We start from the raw sequence: 24969 nt of genomic DNA, 5'->3' as shown, positions 1-24969 counted from the left end.
CGAAACGGATATAACCCGTAGGCCGGATAAGGCAGAACGCCGCCATCCGGCACCACGGTAAGACATCAGAAGAACACGACGTAAACGGCAGCCGCCACAATAAAGCGGTAAATCGCAAACGGAATGAACGAGATGCGTTTAATCAGTTGCAGGAAGGTTTTGATCGCCACCAGCGCCACGATAAACGCCGTCACGAAACCAACTGCAAACATCGGAATATCTGACGCGCTGAGGAAAGACCAGCTCTTGTAGAGATCCAGCGCCGTCGCGCCCATCATCATCGGCACAGCCAACAGGAAGGAGAATTCAGAGGCCGCGTAACGACTCACGCCCATCAGCATGCCGCCAGAAATCGTCGCCCCGGAACGAGAAAAACCCGGCCACAGCGCCAGACACTGGAAACAGCCAATCATAAACGCCTGGCGATAGGTCATATCATCCAGACCCGGCGCACGCGGTTCTTTCGGCTTCAGGCATTCTGCGGCAATCAGCAGTACACCACCCACCACCAGCGCATACATCACGTTGATTGGGTTAAACAGCGATTTGATGGTGTCGTGGAAGATTAGCCCCAGTACTACGGCTGGAATCATCCCCAACAGGATATGTCCCAGCGTCAACCGACCTTTGCCAGTACCTTCATGCGGGGCCTTGCCGAAGTGAATGCCGATCAAGCCAAACAGACGTCGCCAGAACATCACCACCACCGCCAGAATAGAGCCCAGCTGAATCACCACTTCAAATGTTTTTGCAGTGTCACCCTCAAAACCCAATAAGTGGCCAACAATAATCATATGGCCAGTACTGGAAACGGGTAAAAATTCCGTCAATCCTTCGACCACACCCAAAATTGCCGCCACCAGCAGCGAGTGCATATCACTCATTAATAAACCCCTAGATAGAGAAACCACGGCAAAAAAGAGCCGACGAAAGGACCCTTTTATACCCGTTTGTTTTAGAAATTATTAAATTAATTATTTTCTTTCAGATTATTGCCACGCTCAATGATAACCCCGACGTTCGCCGCACGGGCTACCGCGCCGGGTTTACTGAGTTTGATCCGTACCCAGGGAGAATTAAAGCGGCTAAGCAGGAGATCTGCCACCTCTTCCGCAACCCGTTCTACCAGCGCAAAGCGCCCACCTTCCACATGATTAACAACCGTTTGAGCAATATCAGCATAGCTCAGGCAATCAGCCACATCATCGCTTTTAGCCGATTTGCGGTTATCCCATGCCATTTCGATATCGAACACCAACCGTTGTTCGATCGTTTGTTCCCAGTCGTAAACACCAATAGTGGTGATTACAGAAAGTTGCTCTATAAATACAATATCCATCACGACCTGCCTGCTTTTTGGCTAACCCGGATACCACTTCCGGCGAAATATGCGTATTATCCACAGAAGTAGCGTTTTACACGACATTTTCAAAACGGAACAGCTTATGAGTGCAATCGCGCCTGGAATGATTATCTTCGCGTACCTCTGTGGCTCAATTTCCAGTGCTATTCTGGTATGCCGCCTTGCTGGATTGCCGGACCCGCGCGACAGCGGCTCTGGGAATCCGGGCGCGACAAACGTGCTGCGCATCGGTGGCAAGGGAGCCGCCGTCGCGGTACTGATTTTCGACGTCCTGAAAGGTATGTTACCCGTCTGGGGTGCCTATGCGCTAGGCGTCAGCCCTTTCTGGCTGGGATTGATCGCAATCGCCGCCTGTCTGGGCCACATTTGGCCGGTGTTCTTCGGCTTTAAAGGTGGGAAAGGCGTTGCCACCGCTTTTGGTGCGATTGCGCCGATTGGTTGGGACTTAACCGGCGTGATGGCCGGGACCTGGCTGCTGACCGTCTTATTAAGCGGCTACTCGTCGTTAGGCGCTATCGTCAGCGCGTTGATCGCCCCTTTTTACGTCTGGTGGTTCAATCCCCAGTTCACTTTTCCCGTGTCCATGCTGTCGTGCTTAATTCTGCTTCGTCACCATGACAACATTCAGCGTCTGTGGCGTCGTCAGGAGCCGAAGATCTGGACCAAGTTGAAGAAAAAACGCGAACGAGACCCCGAGTGATTTTATTGTCGGATAGCGACGCAACGGCGTCTTATCCGGCGTGGGGGATGTGATACCCCTCCACCGGTTTGCCTAATCGGTTCTGACACCACGTCGCCAGAAACTCCACGCACACGCGCAGCTTCACGCTGCGATACAGCGGCTCCTGATAAACCGCCCAGATATTAGCGCTCTGCGCATAGTCCGGCAGCACACGCACCAGTTCACCGCTGGCCAGAAACGGCTGCACATCCCATTCGGAACGCAACATAATCCCTTTTCCCTGTAGCGCCCACTGCAACACAATCTCACCGCTGTTAGAGGAAAGATGTCCCGCCACCTTGACCGACTTTTTCTCCTGACCATTGTCCAGTTCCCACACCCCGTGAGTCATATCGCGTTCTTTAGTGACCAGACAATCATGACGACTTAATTCCTGTAACGTCATCGGCTCACCGTATTTTTGTAAATACGGTGGGGCCGCACACAATATTCTTTTGTTTTTCGTTAACAAATGCGCAATATAATAATCCGGTATCTCGTCATTAATACGAATATCCAAATCGATATTATCCTGCGCCAAATCAATTTGCCGATCGTAAAGCTCAAAATGCACCTGTAATTCAGGGTAGCTATGCATCAATTCGGTAATTGCCGGTGCAATATAACTGCGCCCAAAGCCAAAACTACAGCCGATACGAATCATCCCTGCCGGGCGCGTTTTGAGTTGCGTGACGTCATCGACCAGATGCTGATAGCCCGCGAGGATCGCCTGCGCATGTTCATAGCAACGTTGACCACTCTCCGTGAGCGCTACACCACGCGCAGAGCGGCTTAGCAGCGTCGTCCCAAGCGTGGACTCTAGGATCTGAATGCGTTTTGTCACAAACGCCGGCGTTTGCCCCAGCGTCGCGGCGGCGGCGCTGAAGCTGCCGCTATGCACAATTTCAACCAACACCTGCAGGTCTTTCGCAAGGGGATACGTGTTCAGCATGATCGGTCTATCCGTAATGTTGTTCACCGCAGTGTAATTCTCTCATGCGTCTTAAACCCTGCCTTTGCGCAATTTTTATTGCCTTATCCGGACATCATTCACGAACTGTTAATTAGATATTCACAGTGGCAAATAATATTAATCCACACTTTTAGTGGTAGTTTGTGGCGGAGAATTTATTTCCAGATAAATAAAAGAACTGGAGTTAACAAGATGAGCAATCAAAATAACCAAAATGCGATAAATACGCTGACGAACATTGTCGCTGATTTTACCGCCATGATTTCTACCCGCATGCCCGATGACGTCGTGGATAAATTAAAACAGCTGCGTGAAGGCGAAACCTCGCCGATGGGTAAAATCATCTACCACACCATGTTTGACAACATGCAGAAAGCTATCGACCTGAACCGCCCAGCCTGTCAGGACACCGGCGAGATTATGTTTTTCGTGAAGGTCGGTTCCCGTTTTCCGCTCCTCGGCGAACTGCAAAGCATTCTGAAGCAGGCCGTTGAAGACGCCACGGTAAAAGCGCCGCTGCGCCATAACGCGGTCGAGATTTTTGACGAAGTGAATACCGGCAAAAATACAGGTACCGGTGTGCCGTGGGTCACCTGGGACATCATCCCTGATAACGATGACGCGGAAATCGAAGTCTACATGGCAGGTGGCGGCTGTACGCTGCCGGGACGCTCGAAAGTGTTAATGCCTTCTGAGGGCTACGAAGGTGTGGTGAAATTTGTTTTTGAAAATATCTCCACGCTGGCAGTCAACGCCTGTCCGCCAGTGCTGGTGGGCGTAGGTATTGCCACCTCCGTAGAAACCGCCGCCGTTCTTTCTCGTAAAGCGGTGCTGCGCCCTATCGGCTCACGTCATCCGAATCCGAAAGCGGCCGAACTGGAACTGCGTCTGGAAGAAGGACTTAACCGTCTGGGCATTGGTCCGCAAGGATTGACCGGTAATAGCTCGGTGATGGGCGTGCATATCGAATCCGCCGCGCGCCACCCGTCGACAATCGGCGTTGCCGTCTCTACTGGCTGCTGGGCCCACCGTCGCGGCACGCTGTTGGTTCATGCTGACCTCTCCTTCGAAAACCTGTCTCACACCCGGAGCGCGTTATGAAAAAGATCCTCACAACCCCGATCAAAGCCGAAGATCTGGCAGACATTCGCGTTGGCGATGTCATTTACCTGACCGGTACGCTGGTGACCTGCCGTGACGTTTGCCACCGCCGCCTGATCGAACTGAAGCGCCCGATTCCTTATGACCTGAACGGCAAAGCCATTTTCCACGCGGGCCCGATCGTACGTAAGAACGGTGAAAAATGGGAAATGGTTTCCGTCGGCCCAACCACCAGCATGCGTATGGAAGCGTTTGAGAAAGACTTTATCGAACAGACTGGCGTCAAACTGGTGGTCGGCAAGGGCGGCATGGGACCGCTGACGGAAGAAGGTTGCAAGCAGTTTAAAGCGCTGCACGTCATCTTCCCGGCAGGCTGCGCAGTCGTGGCGGCAACCCAGGTTGAGGAGATCGAAGAGGTGCACTGGACGGAACTCGGCATGCCGGAGTCCCTGTGGGTGTGTCGGGTAAAAGAGTTCGGCCCGCTGATCGTTTCCATCGATACCCACGGCAATAACCTGATCGCTGAAAACAAAAAGCTGTTCGCTGAACGTCGCGACCCTATCGTCGATGAAATCTGCGAGCACGTGCATTACATCAAATAACCCTCCCGGAGAGGCGCCACGCCTCTCCCCTTTCGTAGGGATACAACAATGGCACCTTTAGCTGGTTGGTGGCGATACCAGGCTCCGCTGGTGGTCATCGCCATTATTGCTGTTCTACCCGTCCCCACCGGTCTTGAGAGCCACACCTGGCTCTATTTTGCCGTCTTTACCGGTGTGATTGTCGGGCTTATTCTGGAACCTGTACCAGGGGCGGTAGTGGCGATGATTGGCATTTCGATCATCGCCGTCCTTTCTCCGTGGCTGCTGTTCAGCCCGGAGCAACTCGCGCAGGACGGTTTTAAATTTACCGCCAAATCGCTGTCGTGGGCGGTATCTGGCTTTTCAAACTCGGTCATCTGGCTGATCTTCGCGGCCTTTATGTTTGGTACTGGCTATGAGAAAACCGGACTCGGTCGGCGAATCGCGCTGATGCTGGTGAAAAAGATGGGGCATAGGACTCTGTTTCTCGGCTATGCGGTGATGTTCTCCGAACTTATCCTCGCTCCCGTCACACCTTCCAACTCCGCCCGTGGGGCCGGAATAATCTACCCGATTATCCGCAACCTGCCGCCGCTGTATAACTCACAACCCAATAGCGCCAGTTCACGCTCTATTGGCTCGTACATCATGTGGATGGGCATTGTCGCTGACTGCGTTACCAGCGCCATTTTCTTAACGGCAATGGCGCCGAACCTGCTGTTGATCGGTCTGATGAAAGGCGCGTCCCACACCGCGCTAAGCTGGGGTGACTGGTTCTTAGGCATGCTGCCGCTGAGCATTTTACTGGTGCTGATCGTGCCGTGGCTGGCGTACGTGTTATATCCACCGATGCTGAAATCCGGCGATCAGGTTCCACGCTGGGCGGATACCGAACTAAAAGCGATGGGACCGCTCTGCGCTCGCGAGAAAAAGATGCTGGTGCTGATGGTCGGCGCGCTGGTGCTGTGGATCTTCGGCGGCGATTATATTGACGCCGCGATGGTTGGATACAGCGTGGTGGCGTTGATGCTGGTACTGCGCATCATTAGCTGGGATGACATCGTCAGCAATAAAGCCGCATGGAACGTCTTTTTCTGGCTGGCCTCGCTGATCACGCTGGCCACCGGGCTCAATAACACCGGTTTTATTACCTGGTTCGGCAAGCTGCTGGCAAACGGGCTGAGCGGTTATTCGCCGATGATGGTGATGGTAGCGCTGATCGTGGTGTTCTATCTGCTGCGTTACTTCTTTGCCAGCGCCACAGCCTATACCTCCGCCCTCGCACCGATGATGATTGCCGCCGCGCTGGCAATGCCGGAAATCCCGCTACCGGTCTTCTGCCTGATGGTTGGCGCCGCCATTGGTCTGGGCAGCATTCTGACCCCGTACGCCACCGGCCCTAGCCCTATCTACTACGGTAGCGGCTATTTACCAACAGTGGATTACTGGCGACTCGGTGCTATTTTTGGCCTGATTTTCCTCGTGCTTCTGGTGATTACCGGTCTGGTCTGGATGCCCCTCGTTTTACTGTAAAACCCTGGTGGGGCGACGTATTGTCGCCCCTTTATCCATAAGCTTCTCATATGATCGATTTCCCGATGCGCTGAGGCATACTTTTTTGTATGCAAACACCCTCATGCTGATAGGGGAAACGCTCTGGACACGGTTGCGCACGAGACACTCACACGGGGCTGGCAGGCCGAACTGGATCTGCATTTTACCTGCACCGGGCACAAAACGGTGCTCGCCTCGGCGCGTCATCATGGTCCATTGACGGTTCAACGCCCGTTTTACCCGGAAGAGGACGTTTGCCATCTCTATTTGCTTCATCCACCGGCGGGGATCGTCGGCGGGGATGAGCTCCATATCGCCGTAACGCTCGACGAAAACAGCCACACGTTAATCACCCAGCCTGGCGCGGGAAAGTTTTACCGCAGCCGTGGACCGCAGGCATTGCTGCGCCAGCATTTTACCCTCGCACCCCACGCGACGCTGGAGTGGCTGCCGCAGGATACGATCCTCTTTCCCGGCGCCAACGCCGCTATTCAGACCGTCTTTCATCTGACATCCGCAAGCCGCCTGCTGGCCTGGGATCTGCTGTGTCTTGGCCGACCGGTTATGCAGGAGACCTTCAGTTACGGCACGCTGCAAAACCGCCAGGAAGTATGGCGAGATGGGCAGCCACTGCTGATAGAACGCTTGCAGTTGCAGGAGGGGAATCTGAGCGGCGTCGCACATCATCCCTGGGTCGGCACGTTGCTGTGTTATCCGGCCAGCGAACATATGCTCGAGGGCACGCGGGAGCGGCTTACGGCGCTTGGCGATTACGCCGGGGCAACGCTTAACGATTCGCTGCTGACAATCCGTTTTCTTGCTAGCGACAACCTGGTTGTCCAGCGCGTTATGCGCGACATCTGGCAATTTCTGCGCCCGCTGCTGACACACAAAGCGCCCGTACTCCCGCGAATCTGGCAAACCTAAGAGAACCCTTATGGAACTGACTCCCAGAGAAAAAGACAAGCTGTTGCTATTTACCGCCGCGCTGGTGGCGGAACGTCGCCTGGCCCGCGGGCTGAAGCTGAACTACCCGGAATCGGTGGCGCTGATTAGCGCTTTCATCATGGAAGGGGCGCGGGACGGGCAAACCGTGGCCGCGCTGATGGAAGACGGGCGTCACGTCCTGCGCCGCGATCAGGTGATGGAAGGCGTACCGGAGATGATCCCGGATATTCAGGTTGAAGCCACATTTCCGGACGGATCGAAGCTGGTCACTGTCCACAATCCGATCGTCTAAGGAGCAGCAATGATCCCAGGTGAATATCAGATCGCAAAAGGCAATATTGCGCTTAATCAAGGGCGGGAGATCTGCACGATCGTGGTGGAAAATCATGGCGACAGACCCATCCAGGTGGGATCGCACTATCACTTTTACGAAGTGAACCCAGCGCTGCGCTTTGACAGGCTGGCTGCACGCGGTTTTCGTCTGAACATTGCTGCGGGCACTGCGGTGCGTTTTGAGCCAGGACAAAAACGCGAAGTCGAACTGGTGCGCGTTGCCGGTGCACAAAGGATCGTGGGTTTTCGCAGCGAAGTGATGGGCGCACTGGAGGCAGATAATGAGTGACATTTCCCGGCAGGCGTACGCCGACATGTTTGGCCCAACCACCGGCGATAAAGTGCGCCTGGCGGATACCGACCTGTGGATCGAGGTGGAACAAGACTTCACCACCTACGGCGAAGAGGTCAAATTCGGCGGCGGAAAAGTGATCCGCGACGGCATGGGCCAGGGACAAATGCGCGCCGATGCATGCGTGGATCTGGTGATCACCAACGCGCTGATCGTCGATCACTGGGGGATCGTGAAAGCGGATATCGGCATCAAAAACGGCAGGATCTTCGCCATCGGCAAAGCAGGTAATCCCGATATTCAACCCAACGTCACGATCCCGATAGGCGTGGGAACTGAAGTCATCGCTGGGGAAGGTAAGATCGTCACTGCGGGCGGCGTGGATACGCATATTCACTGGATCTGCCCACAGCAGGCGCAGGAGGCGCTGGTTTCCGGGGTGACGACGATGATCGGCGGAGGCACCGGTCCGGCCGCAGGCACTCACGCCACCACCTGCACACCGGGCCCCTGGTACATCGCGCACATGCTGCAGGCGGCAGATTCGTTGCCGGTTAACATTGGTTTGCTGGGTAAAGGCAATGGCTCAAATCCAGACGCCTTGCGCGAGCAAATCAGCGCGGGCGCAATTGGCCTGAAAATCCATGAAGACTGGGGCGCCACGCCTGCCGCTATCGACTGCGCGCTAACCGTGGCCGACGAAATGGACATCCAGGTCGCGCTGCACAGCGACACGCTCAACGAGTCCGGTTTCGTTGAAGATACGCTGGCGGCGATTGGCGATCGCACCATTCATACCTTTCACACTGAAGGCGCGGGCGGCGGCCATGCGCCGGATATCATCACCGCCTGCGCGCATCCGAATATTCTGCCCTCCTCCACGAATCCGACGCTGCCCTATACCGTCAACACCATCGACGAGCATCTCGACATGCTGATGGTTTGCCACCACCTCGATCCGGATATCGCCGAAGACGTGGCCTTTGCCGAATCCCGCATTCGCCGGGAAACAATCGCTGCCGAGGATGTGCTGCATGACATTGGCGCGTTTTCCCTGACCTCGTCCGATTCACAGGCGATGGGGCGCGTGGGCGAAGTGATCCTGCGTACCTGGCAGGTGGCGCACCGCATGAAGGTTCAGCGTGGCCCGTTGGCAGAAGAAACCGGTGACAACGACAACCTGCGCGTTAAACGCTACGTCGCCAAATACACCATCAACCCGGCATTAACCCACGGTATCGCCCATGAAGTCGGTTCCGTTGAGCCAGGCAAACTGGCCGATCTGGTGCTGTGGTCACCCGCCTTTTTTGGCGTAAAACCGGCGACGATCGTCAAGGGCGGGATGATCGCCTGCGCGCCGATGGGCGATATCAACGCCTCGATCCCCACCCCGCAGCCGGTGCATTACCGCATGATGTTCGGCGCGCTTGGCGCGGCGCGGCACCACACCCGGCTGACCTTTATTTCGCAGGCCGCTGACGCGCAAAACATCCCGCAGCAGCTCAATCTGCAAAGCGCTATCGCCGTCGTCAAAGGCTGTCGGACAGTGAAAAAGGTCGACATGATCCACAACGGCCTGCAACCCAATATCACCGTCGATGCTCAGACTTACGAGGTGCGTATTGATGGCGAACTTATCACCAGCGAACCGGCAGATGTTTTGCCGATGGCGCAACGCTATTTTCTGTTTTGAGGAGTGACGATGATCTATCTGACCCAACGCCTTGACCACGCTCACCGCGTTACTGCAAGCGTCACGCTGCCCATTGATGTCCGGGTAAAAAGTCGCGCCAGGGTAGCACTGAACGACGGTCGCGAAGCCGGGCTAATGCTACCGCGTGGTTTGCTGCTGCGCGGTGGCGATCTGCTAAGTACCGAAGATGGCAGCGAAGTGATCGAAGTGATCGCCGCACCGGAGTCGGTTTCCGTGGTGCGCTGCGCCGATCCTTTCCTGCTCGCCAAAGCCTGTTATCACCTCGGTAATCGTCACGTTCCACTGCAAATTCTGCCGGACGAACTGCGCTACCACCACGATCATGTGCTGGACGACATGCTGCGCCAGTTCAACCTTGAGGTGACGTTCGCCCAGTTGCCGTTTGAACCTGAAGCAGGCGCTTATGCCAGTGAATCACACGGGCATCACCACGGCCATGCGCACTGATGCATAACAGCCAACAGCTACGTCTGATGCAGCTCGCCAGCAGCGCGCTCCCGGTAGGGTCATTTACCTGGTCCCAGGGTCTGGAGTGGGCGGTGGAAATCGGCTGGGTGAAAAGCGTCGATGACTTCTCTGCCTGGCAAATCCAGCAGATGGAGCAGAACTTTTTTACCGTTGACCTACCGCTGCTGGCGAGACTGTATCGCGCCTGCGAGCAGGACGATCTCGACGCAGCACGCCGCTGGAGCGCTTACCTGCTGGCCTGTCGCGAAACCCGCGAACTGCGGGATGAAGAACGCAGTCGGGGTGCGGCGTTTACGCGGCTGGTCACCGACTGGGAGTCGGATTGCTCGCGAGAATGGCGCACCCTCTTTGTCGACAGCCAACTCTGCGGCATGGCCTGGCTGGGCGTGCGCTGGAAAATTCCGCTGACGGAGCTGGCGTTAAGCCTCGGCTACAGCTGGATTGAGAGCGCTGTCATGGCTGGCGTCAAGCTGGTTCCTTTTGGACAACAGGCGGCCCAGCGTTTGATTATTGCGCTCTGCGATCGCTATGCGCAGGGTTTGGCACAGGCGCTGACGTGTCCTGACACCAGCCTCGGCTCCGCAACGCCGTTGGCCGCTATCGCGTCTGCCCGGCATGAAACCCAATATTCCCGATTATTCCGCTCCTGAGGAGAAAAAATGAGTAACTACAAGCATCCCCTGCGTGTGGGCGTTGGCGGCCCGGTTGGCTCGGGCAAAACGGCGCTGCTGGAAGCGTTATGCAAAGCCATGCGCAGCAGCTATCAGTTGGCGGTGGTGACCAACGATATCTACACCAAAGAAGATCAGCGCATTCTCACCGAGGCGGGCGCACTGGAGCCAGAGAGGATCGTCGGCGTGGAAACCGGTGGCTGCCCGCATACCGCCATCCGCGAAGATGCGTCGATGAATCTGGCCGCCGTAGAAGCGCTGAGCGAGAAATTCTGCAATCTGGATCTGATTTTTGTGGAAAGCGGCGGCGATAACCTGAGCGCCACCTTCAGCCCGGAACTCGCGGATCTGACGATCTATGTGATCGATGTTGCTGAAGGCGAGAAGATCCCGCGTAAAGGTGGTCCGGGGATCACCAAATCCGATTTTCTGGTGATCAATAAAACCGATCTTGCCCCTTACGTCGGCGCATCGCTGGAGGTGATGGAGCGCGATACCTTGCGCATGCGCGGCGAGCGTCCATGGACGTTTAGTAATTTAAAATCTGGAGAAGGCCTGGAAAAAATTATCGCGTTTCTGGAAGAGAAAGGAATGTTGCGGATGTAGTGAGAGCTATCGCCGGGCGGCGGATTCGCCTGACCCGGCCTACGGTTTTGTAAGCCCGGTAAACGCAGCGCCACCGGGCAAAAAAACTTATGCTGCCGGTAATTCCGCCAGCGGCCAGCGTGGGCGCACGGTCACGCCAAGATCCGCCGTTGCACCCGCTTTAAAGCGCACCATGCCCGCGTAGGCGATCATCGCCCCGTTATCGGTACAAAATTCCGGACGCGCGTAAAACACTTCGCCACGACGTTTTTGCATCATCTCGGCCAGTTTTGCGCGCAGCGTACGGTTCGCACTCACGCCCCCCGCCATCACCAGACGTTTAAAACCGGTTTGATCCAGCGCGCGTTTGCACTTGATCATCAGCGTATCAACTACCGCGTCTTCAAACGCGCGGGCGATATCAGCGCGGGTCTGATCGTCATTTTCGTTATTACGAATGGTATTCGCAGCGAAGGTTTTCAAACCTGAGAAGCTGAAATCCAGCCCCGGACGGTCAGTCATCGGACGCGGGAAGACAAAACGTTTTTCAACGCCTTGTGATGCCAGCTTTGACAGCATTGGGCCACCAGGATAATCCAATCCCAGCAGCTTGGCGGTTTTGTCGAACGCTTCACCGGCAGCATCATCAATCGATTCGCCCAGCAATTCATACTGACCGATACCGGTGACGCTGATCAGCTGCGTGTGACCGCCGGAAACCAGCAGCGCGACGAACGGGAACGCAGGGGGATTATCTTCCAGCATTGGCGCGAGCAGATGCCCTTCCATGTGGTGCACAGGAATTGCCGGTACGCCCCAGGCGAACGCCAGCGAACGTCCTACGGTTGCACCAACCAGCAGCGCACCAACCAGACCAGGACCTGCGGTATACGCCACCGCATCGATCTCTTTTGCCGTCAGTCCCGCTTCTTTCAGCGCGGCCTGGATCAACGGTACGGTTTTACGTACGTGATCGCGCGAGGCCAGTTCAGGCACTACGCCGCCGTAGTCAGCATGTAATTTCACCTGACTATACAATTGGTTGGCTAAAAGACCTTTTTCATCGTCGTAAATGGCGATGCCGGTTTCATCGCAGGATGTTTCAATACCCAGTACACGCATGACTTGTTTTACCTCGCTCTATTACCGCGCAGTGTAGGACCAATGCGGGTTGATGTAAAACTTTGTTCGCCCCAGGAGTTTCGCTCGTGTATACTCCTTGTCCTTATAAAAGTCCCTTTCAAAATCGCGTCGGTGCTTTACAAAGCAGCAGCAATTGCAGTAAAATTCCGCACCATTTTGAAATAAGCTGGCGTTGATGCCAGCGGCAAACCGAATTTATTAAAGGTGAGAGTTACATGCCGGTAATTAAAGTACGTGAAAACGAGCCGTTCGACGTAGCACTGCGTCGCTTCAAGCGTTCATGCGAAAAAGCAGGTGTTCTGGCGGAAGTTCGTCGTCGTGAGTTCTATGAAAAACCGACTACCGAACGTAAGCGCGCTAAAGCTTCTGCTGTGAAACGTCACGCGAAGAAACTGGCTCGCGAAAACGCACGCCGTACTCGTCTGTACTAATCCATTGAGAGCCAACGCTCTCAATTCAGACTGAGTTGTAGTTGTAAGGCCGTGCTTCCGGAAGGAATGCGCGGCTTATTTTCGTTTATACACGTCATCATTCAAGCTGCCTCAGTGTTGGCTGCAGTCGCTCACCCCAGTCACGTACTGCTGTACGCTCCTGAGGATTCGCTTCCTTGCCGCCTTGATGCATCCTGAATGATTTTGTGTATATGAGTCATCAAAAAACAGGGGCTTATGGCTGGACGAATTCCTCGCGTTTTTATCAATGACCTGCTGGCAAGAACCGACATCGTCGATCTCATCGACGCGCGGGTAAAGCTGAAAAAGCAGGGCAAAAATTATCACGCGTGCTGTCCGTTCCATAACGAAAAAACCCCCTCTTTCACCGTAAACGGTGAAAAACAGTTTTATCACTGCTTTGGGTGTGGCGCGCATGGCAACGCCGTCGACTTTCTCATGAACTACGACAAGCTCGAGTTTGTGGAAACCGTCGAAGAACTGGCCGCAATGCACAACCTTGAAGTACCCTATGAAGCAGGCAGTGGCCCCAGTCAGATAGAGCGCCATCAACGGCAAAGCCTTTATCAATTGATGGACGGCCTGAACACTTTTTATCAACAGTCTTTGATGCAGCCCGCCGCTACCCCTGCGCGCCAGTACCTGGAAAAGCGAGGATTAAGTAGCGACGTTATCACCCGTTTTGCTATTGGTTTTGCGCCCCCCGGCTGGGACAACGTCCTGAAACGGTTTGGCGGCAATGCTGAGAATCGCAAATCGCTGGTCGATGCGGGGATGTTGGTCACCAACGATCAGGGACGCAGTTACGATCGCTTCCGCGAACGGGTGATGTTCCCCATTCGCGACAAACGTGGTCGAGTCATTGGTTTTGGTGGACGCGTGCTGGGCGATGCCCTGCCGAAATATCTGAACTCCCCGGAAACCGATATTTTCCATAAAGGCCGCCAGCTGTATGGCCTTTATGAAGCCCAGCAGGATAACGCCGATCCACAGCGCCTGTTAGTGGTAGAAGGCTATATGGATGTGGTGGCGCTGGCGCAATACGGCATTAACTACGCCGTGGCATCCCTAGGGACGTCAACTACTGCCGATCACATCCAACTGTTGTTCCGCGCGACGAACAACGTAATTTGCTGTTACGACGGCGACCGTGCCGGACGCGACGCAGCATGGCGCGCACTGGAAACCGCACTGCCCTATATGACAGACGGACGCCAGCTACGCTTCATGTTTTTACCTGACGGCGAAGACCCCGATACGCTGGTGCGTAAAGAAGGGAAAGAGGCCTTTGAAGCCCGGATGGAGCAGGCGCTGCCGCTCTCCGCGTTTTTATTTAACAGCCTGCTGCCGCAGGTGGATTTGAGTACCCCGGACGGACGCGCACAGCTCAGTACGCTGGCATTACCTCTGATTACTCAGGTACCAGGCGAAACGTTGCGCATTTACTTGCGACAGGAGTTGGGGAACAAGCTCGGCATTCTGGATGACAGCCAGCTTGAACGTTTAATGCCTAAACTGGCAGAAAATGGGGCTTCCCGCCCTGTTCCACAGCTAAAACGTACGACCATGCGTATACTTATAGGGTTGCTGGTACAGAACCCGGGCCTCGCCCCGCTGGTTCCACCGTTAGGCGCACTGGATAGTAATAAGCTGCCTGGACTTGGCTTATTCAGAGAACTGGTCAACACTTGTCTGGCTCAGCCAGGTCTGACCACCGGGCAACTTTTAGAACACTACCGTGGCACAAATGATGCTGCGACCCTTGAAAAACTGTCGATGTGGGACGATATAGCAGATAAAGATATCGCGGAAAAAACCTTCACCGACTCACTCAACCATATGTTTGATTCGATGCTTGAACTGCGCCAGGAAGAGTTGATAGCTCGTGAGCGCACACACGGTTTAAGCAGCGAAGAACGCCGGGAACTCTGGACACTGAACCAGGAACTGGCCAAGAAATAAGAGAAAGGCAAACAAAGACAAAATCATTCGCGTTGTATCAAGGCAGCAAGTGAACGAACGCCTGGGAGTGTACATAAGTACATGACCAGGAAGAGAGAACGCAGCTAACGCAGAGACAACGTGAAAGATGAAGTATTTAACGGCTTAACTGCCGAATATCGATCGGGAAGCCCCCGACAGCCGCACGGAGAGGCAGCGGCAAAATATAAGTATGCCCTCGTTTTGCCGTTGGCGGTTTTACCGCCCAACACCAATCAAACGAATTAAGTGTGGATACCGTCTTATGGAGCAAAACCCGCAGTCACAGCTGAAGCTTCTTGTCCAACGTGGTAAGGAGCAAGGCTATCTGACCTATGCCGAGGTCAATGACCATCTGCCGGAAGATATCGTCGATTCAGATCAAATCGAAGACATCATCCAAATGATCAATGACATGGGTATTCAGGTGATGGAAGAAGCACCTGATGCCGATGATCTGCTGCTTGCTGAAACCTCCAACAGCACCGATGAAGACGCGGAAGAAGCGGCTGCCCAGGTTCTGTCCAGCGTTGAGTCCGAAATCGGTCGTACGACTGACCCGGTCCGCATGTACATGCGTGAAATGGGTACCGTTGAACTGTTAACCCGCGAAGGCGAAATCGACATCGCTAAACGCATCGAAGACGGGATTAACCAGGTTCAATGCTCCGTTGCCGAATACCCGGAAGCTATCACCTACCTGCTTGAGCAGTACGATCGCGTAGAAGCTGAAGAAGCACGTCTTTCCGATCTGATCACAGGCTTTGTCGATCCAAATGCGGAAGAAGACATGGCGCCAACGGCGACCCACGTCGGTTCTGAACTCTCTCAGGAAGAGATGGATGACGATGAAGATGAAGATGAAGAAGATGGCGACGACGACAGCAGCGATGATGACAACAGCATCGACCCTGAGTTAGCGCGTGAAAAATTCGGTGAACTGCGTACTCAGTACGAAATCACTCGCGACACCATCAAAGCGAAAGGCCGCAGCCATGCTGCCGCGCAGGAAGAAATTCAGAAGCTGTCCGAAGTGTTCAAACAGTTCCGCCTGGTGCCGAAGCAGTTCGACTACCTGGTAAACAGCATGCGCGTCATGATGGACCGCGTGCGTACTCAGGAACGTCTGATCATGAAGCTCTGCGTTGAGCAGTGCAAAATGCCGAAGAAAAACTTCATCACCCTGTTTACTGGCAATGAAACCAGTGAAACCTGGTTCAACGCGGCAATCGCGATGAACAAACCGTGGTCTGAAAAACTGCACGACGTGGCAGATGACGTTCACCGCGGCCTGCAGAAACTGCAGCAGATTGAAGAAGAAACCGGCCTGACCATCGAGCAGGTTAAAGATATCAACCGTCGCATGTCCATCGGTGAAGCGAAAGCACGCCGTGCGAAAAAAGAGATGGTTGAAGCGAACTTACGTCTGGTTATCTCTATCGCTAAAAAATACACCAACCGTGGCCTGCAGTTCCTGGATCTGATTCAGGAAGGTAACATCGGTCTGATGAAAGCGGTTGATAAGTTTGAATACCGTCGTGGTTACAAGTTCTCCACCTATGCAACCTGGTGGATCCGTCAGGCGATCACCCGTTCGATCGCGGATCAGGCGCGTACCATCCGTATCCCGGTACATATGATTGAGACTATCAACAAGCTCAACCGTATCTCCCGTCAGATGCTGCAAGAGATGGGCCGCGAGCCGACGCCAGAAGAACTGGCTGAGCGCATGCTGATGCCGGAAGACAAGATCCGTAAAGTGCTGAAAATTGCTAAAGAACCTATCTCCATGGAAACGCCGATCGGCGACGATGAAGATTCGCATCTGGGTGATTTCATCGAGGATACCACCCTCGAGCTGCCGCTGGACTCTGCTACCACCGAGAGCCTGCGTGCCGCAACGCACGACGTTCTGGCTGGCCTGACCGCCCGTGAAGCGAAAGTTCTGCGTATGCGTTTCGGTATCGATATGAACACCGACCACACGCTGGAAGAAGTGGGTAAACAGTTCGACGTTACCCGCGAACGTATCCGTCAGATCGAAGCGAAGGCACTGCGTAAACTGCGCCACCCGAGCCGCTCTGAAGTACTGCGTAGCTTCCTCGACGATTAATCTCGCCGTATAAGTTCAAACGCCACCGCAAGGTGGCGTTTTTCTTTACATCCCGCGCATGACCAGCGCATCATCCAACTCGCGATACGCCTCCACCAGCTTATCCAGTGTAATCCGGCTCAATCCGCTGGGATTCGGCAATACCCAAATCTGCGTCGCGCCAATGGTCAGCGTCTGTTTTCCCCACTGTGCCCCACGCTGGCTAAGCCCCTGCTCAAATGCCTGCTTCCCAAGGATAGCGAGCGCGGCTGGCTGATACTCTTCTATTTTCTCAATAAGCAGACGACCGCCGCTACGCATCTCTTGTAGCTTCACTTCATTGGCTTGTACCGTTGGTCTGTCGACAAACTTAGTCACGCCGCAGCGAAAGTCCAGCAGATGCTGTGCCTCTTCAGGTTTAAGCTGGCGATCGGTGAATCCCGCCTGATGGATAACCTTCCAGAAGCGATTAGCGGGGTGCGCAAAGGGGAATCCTGTACCTGCGGAAGAAAGCCCCGGATTGATGCCGCAAAACACCACCCGCAGCTCCGGTGCCAGTATGTCCTTAACCATAATTACTCCGAACAATACATCAGAGGAACCAGTATAACGGACTGAAAATACATTGTTTATAAAAACAGCATCCGTACGCTTATGTCTGGATTGCAACGCGGAGTTACTTTATAATCCACCGCCACGGCCCCTTAGCTCAGTGGTTAGAGCAGGCGACTCATAATCGCTTGGTCGCTGGTTCAAGTCCAGCAGGGGCCACCAAATCTCAAGGACTTGCGAGAAATCGCAGGTCCTTTTTTTATGGGTATTCCATAGAAATTGGCATGTAGCAAAATCAATACTTGCTTGCATCAATATGTTGAATGAGTACACGGAAGAACATAGCTGGCGGGGACTAAAGCTATTTACGCGATACACCTGTTCAGCAAACAGCATGTTAATGGCAACCCCATCTGGACGCCGCCATCCTGGGATGGAAACGTCCGTTAGAGTTTAATTCGATAGTCAGCTCACACTAGCTCTTTGAGCTGCTCCTGCATATAGGTTGAAAAATACTCTGGGTTCTTGATAAGGATGCGGTTACCGGAGGCGACTTTTTCTGCCCATCCGGCCACTTTTTTCGTGAACTCGGGATTCCATCCCTCTTGCTCACCCCGTGCCATCACAACTTCCGGACTCGCTGGCACACCTAAGTCATGCAAATACTTTAAGATTCCCTTAGCGGTACTTTCATCCATTGAATGTGGTACTGACGCCGAAGTGTTCATACCACCAATAAAATCCAATGCTTTCTCAATTGCTGTTGGCATGCTCTTATCCTTAAAATTAACCACGTGAGAGACACATTTATACTATGTACCCAACTCCGCCGGGATATCAAAGAGAACATCGCCTTTATTTGACTTACCCCGCAGCTAAACGCTTGCGCGGCTGTTTTCTGCGCTATTTTTTTGCTTCTCCGGCTAAAACCAGCCCAGTTGCCACCGCATTACGAGGCCCTTCGGTACCTCGAATATTGCCCTGCCCGGCGACAACGCCGTAATGCGCCAGCGCATCGGTGATCATCTGCGGGATTTCGAAATCCAGCGAAGAACCGCCTACCAGCACCACGAACGTCATATCGCGAATAGAGCCACCGGGTGACACCTGGCGTAACGCGCGAAGGCAGTTGGTCACAAAAACCATCTCTTTAGCCTGTCGGCGCACCAGACGGATTTTTTCCAGCGAAGTCTGGTTATCTACCGGGATCAGCTCGCCCTCTTTCAAGTACACCACTTTGGCGAATACTGACGGACTGAGCGGTTCGCGGAAAAACTCCACCGCGCCGTTCTCATGGCGAATGCTGAACAGGCTCTCCACTTTTGCCAGCGGGTATTTTTTTATTTCCTCCGCCAGAAATGCATCGCTTAAGCCCAGCTCAGTTTGAATCAACAGGCTGACCATATTCCCCGCGCCGGCCAGATGAACTGCTTTCACTACACCGTCGCTATTGATGACGGCGGCATCGGTAGATCCTGCGCCTAAGTCGAGGATCGCCAGCGGTGCGGCGCATCCGGGCGTTGTTAACGCCCCTGCTACGGCCATGTTGGCCTCCACACCACCGACTTCAACTGGGGTATTTAACCGGGCGCTCAGCTCACTGGCGATGGCCTGCATCTGTAAACGATCGGCTTTCACCATCGCCGCAATGCCCACGGCGTTCTCCATTGAACACTCTCCGGCAATGCCGCCCTGCACCTTGCGCGGAATAAATGTATCGACCGCCAATAGATCCTGAATATGCACCGTGTTCATGTCATGACCGGTCAGCGAGGCCATCACCTTTCGCACCCGCTCCAGCATGCCGCCTGCGTGCGTGCCTGCTTCACCACGAATATCACACACGGGCGCGCAGGCGCTCATCGCCTGCATAATGGCCTGCGCGCCTTGCGCTACGTCGGCTTCACCGCCACGCTTTTCACCACGGATAAAGATCTTACCCGCCGGGATCACTCTTGATCGCACATCTCCCTGCGGGGTTTTCAGCACCACGGCGGAACGGTTGCCAATCAGCGCTCTGGCGATGGGGACAATAGTTTGCGTTTCCTCAGGGGTCAGGGCAAAGAAGGTCGCGATACCGTAAGGATTCGACAGCACCCGCACCACCTGTCCCGGGGCCGCCACTTCCACCGCCGCCAGCACGCCTTCCGGCACCTTCTCCAGCAGAGTGACTTCATCAACCACCGGTATTGGCCGATGCAGGCGATTATTCACCAGCACGCCATCATCTTTTTTCAGGATGGCCGCCACCACGTTGACGCCGCGATCCAGCGCTTCATTGATAAACCAAACCACCTCAAGGAAATCCATCTCCTCACCCACCAACGGTATCCAACCCTGGGCAAATCGATCCTCGCTCAACGCCGCCAACTTCTCCACGGCGATGGTAGTTCCCATGCCCACGCCAACGCCGCCGGGCGTTTGCGGGTTATGGCCAATCATCGTTGATTCGGTAATGATGGTTTCAGTGATGGTTTCCATCGCCACATCGCCAATAACCGGTGCGGCCTCGTTGATGCAGATTTTTGCCACGTCCTGCAGCGACCACGACGTTTTATCCAGCGCCTGCTGCAGGGACGCGACCACCCCGGCGATATTCTCCCGCGTGCCTTTCATCCCGGTCGTGGCGACAATCCCGCTGCCGATAAACCGGCCATCCTGCGCCAACGCCACTTCAGTGGTGGCGTTGCCGATATCGATCCCTGCAATTAACGGCATGCTGCCTCCGTCACTGACTGCCTTTACGCAGCTTATTTCTCTGCTGGTATACTTCTGCCGATTCGCGGACAAACCCGGCGTTCACCGTGGCGTGCCAGGTGTGTTCCAGTTCATCGGCAATGGCCTGCAACTCGGCGAACGAAGAACGAAACGGCCTCAGTGCGTTGTAGATCTCCAGAATGCGGGCATCCGGGATCGCAATCAGTTCTGCCGCACGACGAAAATTGCGCGCCACGGCATGACGCTGCATCTGCTCGGCAATCTGCGCCTGGTACTCCAGCGTTTGCTGAGAAATACGCACATCCTGCGGTCCTACGCGGCCCGCCAGCACATTCTCAAGGGTAATGTCGGTTAGCGGCTTGCCGCCAGGCGTCCGGATTTTCTCCGGGCAGCGGGTGGCTAATGGGTAATCCTGCGCGGTCATGATGTTGTCGTTCATGGTCATTCCCTTACCAGTGCAATATGCAACGTGACAGGCGCAGCATCCTGCACCACGTGTTTGGTTTCTTTGATATGAAACAGCGCGGCCTTGGCCATAAATTTAGGGCGCACCATCTGGTCATTGACCACTGGCACCGGCGAAGGCGACTCTTTGCGTGCATAGCGCGCGGCGTTTTTACCAATCTGACGATAGGTTTCCAGCGTCAGCAGCGGAGCCTGAGAAAACAGTTCCAGGTTACTTAGCGGCAGCAGATCGCGCTGATGAATCACCGTGGTTCCTTTCGACTGGATACCAATCCCAATGCCTGAGCCGCTAAGATTTGCCGCATCCCATGCCATAAAAGAAACATCCGAGGTGCGCAGGATCCTCACTACTCGCGCATGCAGTCCCTCTTCTTCGATGCCAGCAACCAGCTCTTTCAAAATCGCGTTGTGCTGCATATCAATCAAGGTTTTATGCTGATACTTATCAAAGGCCGGGCCGACGCCAATCACCACCTCATCAACGCGCTCATCCGCGTTAGCCGCCTCGCCTTCGCTCACCTGTAAGGTGAAAACCGGCTTACGTTCAGTTGTGCATTCCACTGTGTACCGCCTTATTCGATCGAGCCGGGCTGAACCACGCCCGCAATATTTTTAATTTCCGCCCAGCGTTCGGCACTGATGCGATAGCCGGTACCAGGTCCCTGATAATCATTGATGTCGTTGACGGCGCTGACGACGTCGAACTGGCGATCCAGAATGGCCGACGTTTGCAGGTAATCACCGGTAACACGCTGTCTCAGCATGTTGAGGATATTGCTGGCGATATCTTCGAAGCCGCTGCAACTCAACGCGCCGACGATATCCAGCCCGGTGATATTGCGCTTCATCATCTCTTCCACGGCAGCCAAATCCTCAACGACATTACGCGCAGGCATATCTTTGCTGCCGTGAGCATAAGTAGCAGCTTCGACTTCTTCATCGCTAATCAGCGGCAGGCCCAGTTCGCGGAACACTGCCTGAATGGCGCGTGCGGCCTTATTGCGAATGGCGATGGTTTCCTCTTCCGTGACTGGACGCAGACCGCCGTCAACCATCAGATCGCGTTGCAGAATGTTGTAATCATCGAAATCTTCAGCGTCGAAGTTCGACCCGGCAAACATGTTGTCGTAGTTGGGTACCGCGCTGTAACCGGAGAAAATAAAGTCGGTACCCGGCAGCATCTGCATCAGGGTACGGGCAGTACGGCGAATATCGGAGTGGGAAAAGGTCTGGTCATTGGCGGAGGCCACTTCAAGGTCGAGCATTGAGGCAATCAGGTTTTCCGCCAGCACCGCGCGGATCCCTGACGGCACAGCGCCGGTCATGCCGATACAGCTGACCGCACCGTTTTGCAGCCCCTGTACGCCCGCGCCTTTAGTGATAAAAATGCAGCGCGACTCCAGATAAAGCATCGATTTACTTTCGGAATAGCCCATCAGCGCCTCCGAGCCGGTGCCGGAGGTGTAGCGCATCTTCAGGCCACGCGACGCATAAGCCGAGGCGAGAAACGCTTTGGACCACGGCGTGTCATCGCCGTCGGTAAACACCGATTCTGTGCCATAGACCGACACCGTTTCGGCATAACTGGTTAGCCCGCGCATGCCCAGCTCCAGCTCGGTGGCCTCTTCAACGGAACATTGGGTCAGCACACCGGGGCGACCGCACTGGGAACCCACCAGCAGAGCCAGGGCGTTAAACGGCGCGTAGCGGGCGATCCCGACCGTCGTTTCCTGCTCGGAAAAGCCGCGGATCCCCGCTTCAGCAGCGTCGGCGGCAATCTGTACCGGGTTATCTTTCAGGTTAGTCACGTGGCACTGGTTGGAGGGAGTGCGTCTGGCGCGCATTTTTTGTAGCGCCATCATCATCTCCACCACGTTCATTTGCGCCATCACTTCCACCGCTTTCGCCGGGGTGATGGCGGTGGTAATGGCAATAATCTCTTCCCGACTGACATGGATATCCACCAGCATTCTGGCGATCTCCAGCGCATCGAGCTGCATGGCCCGCTCAGCTTCGGCCACGTTAATGGCATAATCGGCAATGAAACGGTCGATCATGTCGAACTCGGCGCGGCTCTTACCGTCCAGCTCAACAATACGACCATTTTCGACCTTCACCGACGACGCCGGATCGTAGGGGCTTTCCATGGCGATCAGCCCCTCTTCAGGCCATTCGCCAATCAGCCCATCCTGATTTACAGGCCGCTTCGCAAGCACTTCGAATCGTTTTGATCTTCTCATGATTTATTGACTCAAAAGGTAAAAAATAGGGACGCCGGGCCATATTGCCGGGGACACCACACCCGGCATTCGCCTTTCATCAGCAATGGCCGAACTCTAAATGAGCCAAGCAATAAAAAAATAAAATTAATTTCGTTCCAATTTGGCACCTAATAAAAACGCATCGTTTCATATTGAAACGCAATTCAGGAATATCCATCGTGAATTGTGACGAGGTTAAATGATCATTATCAATAAACGCAAAGTCAGGGAAATGAATTTAATATTTATGAAAAATCCACCCTATTGACTTAATAACGTGCGGCGAGAAAATAAGGTAAAGCCAATGATAAAAATAGCTGTTGCGCGATATGTTTCGTGACCTCAGCCCTACAACATTTTCAGGAGAGACTGTGAATAAGAGCCAACAAATTGCCACCATTACGCTGGCGGCTGCAAAAAAAATGGCGCAGGCCGTTGAGACTAAAGCGCTTGAGATCAACGTTCCGGTGGTCTTTTCCGTGGTGGATCACGGCGGGAATACGCTGCTAATGCAACGCATGGACGATGCGTTTGTCACCAGCTGTGATATCTCTCTTAATAAAGCGTATACCGCCTGCTGCCTGCGTCAGGGTACCCATGAAATTACCGACGCGGTACAACCTGGTGCTTCGCTATATGGTTTGCAGCTTACTAACCAACAGCGCATTGTTATTTTCGGCGGCGGCTTACCTGTCATATTAAACGATAAATTAATTGGTGCCGTTGGCGTTAGCGGCGGCACTGTCGAACAAGACAGATTATTAGCAGAAACCGCACTGAATTGTTTCTCTGAATTATAATTTAAATCTAAGAAGGTATATTATGAGCTATCGTATGTTTGATTACCTGGTGCCAAATGTGAACTTCTTTGGCCCCAATGCTATTTCCGTTGTCGGCGAACGCTGCAAACTGTTAGGCGGTAAAAAAGCGCTGCTGGTTACTGATAAAGGTCTGAGGGCTATTAAAGACGGTGCGGTAGATAAAACCCTCACCCATTTACGTGAAGCGGGCATTGACGTGGTGGTTTTTGACGGCGTTGAGCCAAATCCCAAAGACACCAACGTGCGCGATGGTCTGGAGGTCTTTCGCAAAGAGCATTGCGATATCATCGTTACCGTTGGCGGCGGTAGCCCGCATGACTGCGGTAAAGGCATCGGTATCGCGGCAACTCACGAAGGCGATCTCTACAGCTATGCCGGGATTGAAACCCTGACCAACCCGCTGCCGCCTATCGTTGCGGTGAATACCACTGCCGGTACCGCCAGCGAAGTCACCCGCCACTGCGTGCTGACCAATACCAAAACCAAAGTGAAGTTTGTGATTGTCAGCTGGCGTAACCTGCCGTCGGTCTCCATTAACGATCCGCTGCTGATGCTCGGCAAACCCGCCCCGCTGACCGCCGCGACCGGTATGGATGCCCTGACCCACGCCGTAGAAGCCTATATTTCCAAAGATGCCAACCCGGTCACCGACGCCGCCGCTATTCAGGCTATTCGCCTGATCGCACGCAACTTGCGTCAGGCCGTAGCGCTGGGCAGCAACCTGAAAGCTCGCGAGAACATGGCCTACGCCTCTCTGCTGGCGGGCATGGCCTTCAACAACGCCAATCTCGGCTACGTTCACGCAATGGCGCATCAGCTTGGCGGTCTGTACGACATGCCACACGGCGTGGCGAATGCCGTTCTGCTCCCGCACGTGGCGCGCTATAACCTGATCGCTAACCCGGAGAAATTTGCCGATATCGCAGAATTTATGGGCGAAAACACTGACGGACTTTCCACCATGGATGCCGCCGAACTGGCCATTCACGCCATTGCCCGTCTCTCCGCTGACATCGGCATTCCGCAGCATTTGCACGATCTGGGCGTCAAAGAAGCCGATTTCCCGTACATGGCGGAAATGGCGCTGAAGGACGGTAACGCCTTCTCTAACCCGCGCAAAGGGAACGAGAAAGAAATTGCCGAGATCTTCCGTCAGGCATTCTGATAACGCAGGGGGCGCA

Annotated in this window: 26 protein-coding genes and 1 tRNA gene; 17 read left to right on the top strand and 10 right to left on the bottom strand. The window is 54.4% G+C overall.

Going from position 1 to position 24969, the window contains the following annotated elements; genetic code table 11:
- Positions 1-65: 65 nt before the first annotated feature.
- A complete protein-coding gene (bacA, locus tag C2U43_RS03815; RefSeq protein WP_003828439.1) occupies positions 66-884 on the bottom strand; it encodes an undecaprenyl-diphosphate phosphatase in 819 nt (272 codons plus the stop codon).
- 86 nt (positions 885-970) lie between these two features.
- Positions 971-1339, bottom strand: coding sequence for a bifunctional dihydroneopterin aldolase/7,8-dihydroneopterin epimerase (gene folB, locus C2U43_RS03810; RefSeq protein ID WP_003024659.1), 369 nt, complete (start codon positions 1337-1339; stop codon positions 971-973).
- Between the two features lie 106 nt (positions 1340-1445).
- Here folB and plsY point away from each other — a divergent pair, with 106 nt between their 5' ends.
- Positions 1446-2063 (top strand): glycerol-3-phosphate 1-O-acyltransferase PlsY, encoded by a 618-nt coding sequence (plsY, locus tag C2U43_RS03805; RefSeq protein ID WP_003828443.1) that lies wholly within the window; start codon positions 1446-1448, stop codon positions 2061-2063.
- Between the two features lie 31 nt (positions 2064-2094).
- On the opposite strand, the gene ttdR is transcribed toward plsY, so the two are convergent.
- Positions 2095-3036 carry an L-tartrate utilization transcriptional activator TtdR gene (gene ttdR, locus C2U43_RS03800; RefSeq protein ID WP_032945042.1) on the bottom strand — a complete coding sequence of 314 codons (942 nt, stop codon included), beginning with the start codon at positions 3034-3036 and terminating at the stop codon, positions 2095-2097.
- 213 nt (positions 3037-3249) lie between these two features.
- On the opposite strand from ttdR, the gene ttdA reads away from it, so the two are divergent.
- The 10 genes from ttdA (at position 3250) to ureG (ending at position 11325) form a co-directional block, all read left to right on the top strand.
- The gene (ttdA, locus tag C2U43_RS03795; RefSeq protein ID WP_003828445.1) at positions 3250-4158 is read left to right on the top strand and encodes a L(+)-tartrate dehydratase subunit alpha; all 909 of its coding nucleotides are present in this window, start codon (positions 3250-3252) and stop codon (positions 4156-4158) included.
- Entirely contained in the window at positions 4155-4760 is a 606-nt protein-coding gene (ttdB, locus tag C2U43_RS03790) for a L(+)-tartrate dehydratase subunit beta (protein WP_003828447.1), read from the top strand. The genes ttdA and ttdB overlap by 4 nt, the downstream gene beginning before the upstream one ends.
- 48 nt (positions 4761-4808) lie before the next feature.
- Positions 4809-6272 carry an anion permease gene (locus C2U43_RS03785; protein WP_103284700.1) on the top strand — a complete coding sequence of 488 codons (1464 nt, stop codon included), beginning with the start codon at positions 4809-4811 and terminating at the stop codon, positions 6270-6272.
- A gap of 123 nt (positions 6273-6395) precedes the next feature.
- Positions 6396-7220: an urease accessory protein UreD gene (locus tag C2U43_RS03780; RefSeq protein WP_199771096.1), complete on the top strand. Its 825-nt coding sequence runs from the start codon at positions 6396-6398 to the stop codon at positions 7218-7220.
- A gap of 10 nt (positions 7221-7230) precedes the next feature.
- On the top strand, positions 7231-7533 hold the full coding sequence (locus tag C2U43_RS03775; protein ID WP_003024678.1) for an urease subunit gamma: 303 nt from the start codon (positions 7231-7233) through the stop codon (positions 7531-7533).
- Between the two features lie 9 nt (positions 7534-7542).
- The gene (locus C2U43_RS03770; protein ID WP_003828455.1) at positions 7543-7863 is read left to right on the top strand and encodes an urease subunit beta; all 321 of its coding nucleotides are present in this window, start codon (positions 7543-7545) and stop codon (positions 7861-7863) included.
- Positions 7856-9559 carry an urease subunit alpha gene (gene ureC, locus C2U43_RS03765; protein ID WP_103284698.1) on the top strand — a complete coding sequence of 568 codons (1704 nt, stop codon included), beginning with the start codon at positions 7856-7858 and terminating at the stop codon, positions 9557-9559. Before C2U43_RS03770 ends, ureC begins: the two co-directional genes overlap by 8 nt.
- 9 nt (positions 9560-9568) lie before the next feature.
- Positions 9569-10027, top strand: coding sequence for an urease accessory protein UreE (gene ureE / locus C2U43_RS03760; RefSeq protein ID WP_020996339.1), 459 nt, complete (start codon positions 9569-9571; stop codon positions 10025-10027).
- A complete protein-coding gene (locus tag C2U43_RS03755) occupies positions 10027-10698 on the top strand; it encodes an urease accessory protein UreF (RefSeq protein WP_060683212.1) in 672 nt (223 codons plus the stop codon). Before ureE ends, C2U43_RS03755 begins: the two co-directional genes overlap by 1 nt.
- Before the next feature lie 9 nt (positions 10699-10707).
- Positions 10708-11325 (top strand): urease accessory protein UreG, encoded by a 618-nt coding sequence (ureG, locus tag C2U43_RS03750; protein ID WP_103284697.1) that lies wholly within the window; start codon positions 10708-10710, stop codon positions 11323-11325.
- 87 nt (positions 11326-11412) lie between these two features.
- Here ureG and tsaD read toward each other — a convergent pair whose 3' ends face one another.
- Complete coding sequence (gene tsaD / locus C2U43_RS03745) at positions 11413-12426, bottom strand: tRNA (adenosine(37)-N6)-threonylcarbamoyltransferase complex transferase subunit TsaD (RefSeq protein ID WP_003024694.1); 1014 nt, start codon at positions 12424-12426, stop codon at positions 11413-11415.
- 236 nt (positions 12427-12662) lie between these two features.
- On the opposite strand from tsaD, the gene rpsU reads away from it, so the two are divergent.
- The 3 genes from rpsU (at position 12663) to rpoD (ending at position 16992) form a co-directional block, all read left to right on the top strand.
- Positions 12663-12878, top strand: coding sequence for a 30S ribosomal protein S21 (gene rpsU, locus C2U43_RS03735; RefSeq protein WP_001144069.1), 216 nt, complete (start codon positions 12663-12665; stop codon positions 12876-12878).
- Positions 12879-13115: 237 nt separating this feature from the next.
- Positions 13116-14861: a DNA primase gene (gene dnaG, locus C2U43_RS03730; protein ID WP_003828467.1), complete on the top strand. Its 1746-nt coding sequence runs from the start codon at positions 13116-13118 to the stop codon at positions 14859-14861.
- 283 nt (positions 14862-15144) lie between these two features.
- Positions 15145-16992, top strand: a complete 1848-nt coding sequence (rpoD, locus tag C2U43_RS03725; protein WP_003024699.1) for an RNA polymerase sigma factor RpoD — start codon at positions 15145-15147, stop codon at positions 16990-16992.
- A 45-nt stretch (positions 16993-17037) separates the two neighbouring features.
- Here rpoD and mug read toward each other — a convergent pair whose 3' ends face one another.
- Positions 17038-17544, bottom strand: coding sequence for a G/U mismatch-specific DNA glycosylase (mug, locus tag C2U43_RS03720; protein ID WP_008785849.1), 507 nt, complete (start codon positions 17542-17544; stop codon positions 17038-17040).
- A 125-nt stretch (positions 17545-17669) separates the two neighbouring features.
- Between mug and C2U43_RS03715 the strand changes: the two genes are divergently transcribed.
- Positions 17670-17745, top strand: a tRNA-Ile gene (locus C2U43_RS03715).
- A gap of 248 nt (positions 17746-17993) precedes the next feature.
- Here the strand turns inward: C2U43_RS03715 and C2U43_RS03710 are convergent.
- The 5 genes from C2U43_RS03710 to C2U43_RS03690 form a co-directional block, all read right to left on the bottom strand.
- On the bottom strand, positions 17994-18317 hold the full coding sequence (locus C2U43_RS03710) for a DUF1889 family protein (RefSeq protein WP_001573898.1): 324 nt from the start codon (positions 18315-18317) through the stop codon (positions 17994-17996).
- Positions 18318-18426: 109 nt separating this feature from the next.
- Positions 18427-20241 carry a diol dehydratase reactivase subunit alpha gene (locus C2U43_RS03705; RefSeq protein ID WP_103284696.1) on the bottom strand — a complete coding sequence of 605 codons (1815 nt, stop codon included), beginning with the start codon at positions 20239-20241 and terminating at the stop codon, positions 18427-18429.
- A gap of 10 nt (positions 20242-20251) precedes the next feature.
- Positions 20252-20680 carry a diol dehydratase small subunit gene (locus tag C2U43_RS03700; RefSeq protein ID WP_007372193.1) on the bottom strand — a complete coding sequence of 143 codons (429 nt, stop codon included), beginning with the start codon at positions 20678-20680 and terminating at the stop codon, positions 20252-20254.
- A gap of 2 nt (positions 20681-20682) precedes the next feature.
- Complete coding sequence (locus C2U43_RS03695) at positions 20683-21267, bottom strand: propanediol/glycerol family dehydratase medium subunit (protein ID WP_103284695.1); 585 nt, start codon at positions 21265-21267, stop codon at positions 20683-20685.
- 11 nt (positions 21268-21278) lie between these two features.
- Positions 21279-22946, bottom strand: coding sequence for a propanediol/glycerol family dehydratase large subunit (locus tag C2U43_RS03690; protein WP_057067396.1), 1668 nt, complete (start codon positions 22944-22946; stop codon positions 21279-21281).
- A gap of 392 nt (positions 22947-23338) precedes the next feature.
- Between C2U43_RS03690 and C2U43_RS03685 the strand changes: the two genes are divergently transcribed.
- Positions 23339-23767 (top strand): GlcG/HbpS family heme-binding protein, encoded by a 429-nt coding sequence (locus tag C2U43_RS03685; RefSeq protein WP_103284694.1) that lies wholly within the window; start codon positions 23339-23341, stop codon positions 23765-23767.
- A gap of 22 nt (positions 23768-23789) precedes the next feature.
- A complete protein-coding gene (gene dhaT / locus C2U43_RS03680) occupies positions 23790-24953 on the top strand; it encodes a 1,3-propanediol dehydrogenase (RefSeq protein WP_103284693.1) in 1164 nt (387 codons plus the stop codon).
- The last annotated feature ends 16 nt before the right edge of the window (positions 24954-24969 follow it).

Source organism: Citrobacter freundii complex sp. CFNIH9 (assembly GCF_002903305.1).
GTDB lineage: Bacteria > Pseudomonadota > Gammaproteobacteria > Enterobacterales > Enterobacteriaceae > Citrobacter > Citrobacter portucalensis.
The sequence above is the reverse complement of the archived record's forward strand: the minus strand, read 5'-3'. Positions and strand labels throughout refer to the sequence as shown.

Coding starts and splice junctions, on each gene's coding strand:
- ureG (WP_103284697.1), top strand. CDS start 10,708: ATGAGTAACTACAAGCATCCCCTGCGTGTGGGCGTTGGCGGCCCGGTT.
- mug (WP_008785849.1), bottom strand. CDS start 17,544: ATGGTTAAGGACATACTGGCACCGGAGCTGCGGGTGGTGTTTTGCGGC.
- C2U43_RS03690 (WP_057067396.1), bottom strand. CDS start 22,946: ATGAGAAGATCAAAACGATTCGAAGTGCTTGCGAAGCGGCCTGTAAAT.
- dnaG (WP_003828467.1), top strand. CDS start 13,116: ATGGCTGGACGAATTCCTCGCGTTTTTATCAATGACCTGCTGGCAAGA.
- C2U43_RS03770 (WP_003828455.1), top strand. CDS start 7,543: ATGATCCCAGGTGAATATCAGATCGCAAAAGGCAATATTGCGCTTAAT.
- ureE (WP_020996339.1), top strand. CDS start 9,569: ATGATCTATCTGACCCAACGCCTTGACCACGCTCACCGCGTTACTGCA.
- C2U43_RS03775 (WP_003024678.1), top strand. CDS start 7,231: ATGGAACTGACTCCCAGAGAAAAAGACAAGCTGTTGCTATTTACCGCC.
- ttdB (WP_003828447.1), top strand. CDS start 4,155: ATGAAAAAGATCCTCACAACCCCGATCAAAGCCGAAGATCTGGCAGAC.
- C2U43_RS03705 (WP_103284696.1), bottom strand. CDS start 20,241: ATGCCGTTAATTGCAGGGATCGATATCGGCAACGCCACCACTGAAGTG.
- tsaD (WP_003024694.1), bottom strand. CDS start 12,426: ATGCGTGTACTGGGTATTGAAACATCCTGCGATGAAACCGGCATCGCC.
- ureC (WP_103284698.1), top strand. CDS start 7,856: ATGAGTGACATTTCCCGGCAGGCGTACGCCGACATGTTTGGCCCAACC.
- C2U43_RS03785 (WP_103284700.1), top strand. CDS start 4,809: ATGGCACCTTTAGCTGGTTGGTGGCGATACCAGGCTCCGCTGGTGGTC.
- dhaT (WP_103284693.1), top strand. CDS start 23,790: ATGAGCTATCGTATGTTTGATTACCTGGTGCCAAATGTGAACTTCTTT.
- rpsU (WP_001144069.1), top strand. CDS start 12,663: ATGCCGGTAATTAAAGTACGTGAAAACGAGCCGTTCGACGTAGCACTG.
- C2U43_RS03700 (WP_007372193.1), bottom strand. CDS start 20,680: ATGAACGACAACATCATGACCGCGCAGGATTACCCATTAGCCACCCGC.
- ttdR (WP_032945042.1), bottom strand. CDS start 3,036: ATGCTGAACACGTATCCCCTTGCGAAAGACCTGCAGGTGTTGGTTGAA.
- C2U43_RS03755 (WP_060683212.1), top strand. CDS start 10,027: ATGCATAACAGCCAACAGCTACGTCTGATGCAGCTCGCCAGCAGCGCG.
- plsY (WP_003828443.1), top strand. CDS start 1,446: ATGAGTGCAATCGCGCCTGGAATGATTATCTTCGCGTACCTCTGTGGC.
- rpoD (WP_003024699.1), top strand. CDS start 15,145: ATGGAGCAAAACCCGCAGTCACAGCTGAAGCTTCTTGTCCAACGTGGT.
- ttdA (WP_003828445.1), top strand. CDS start 3,250: ATGAGCAATCAAAATAACCAAAATGCGATAAATACGCTGACGAACATT.
- folB (WP_003024659.1), bottom strand. CDS start 1,339: ATGGATATTGTATTTATAGAGCAACTTTCTGTAATCACCACTATTGGT.
- bacA (WP_003828439.1), bottom strand. CDS start 884: ATGAGTGATATGCACTCGCTGCTGGTGGCGGCAATTTTGGGTGTGGTC.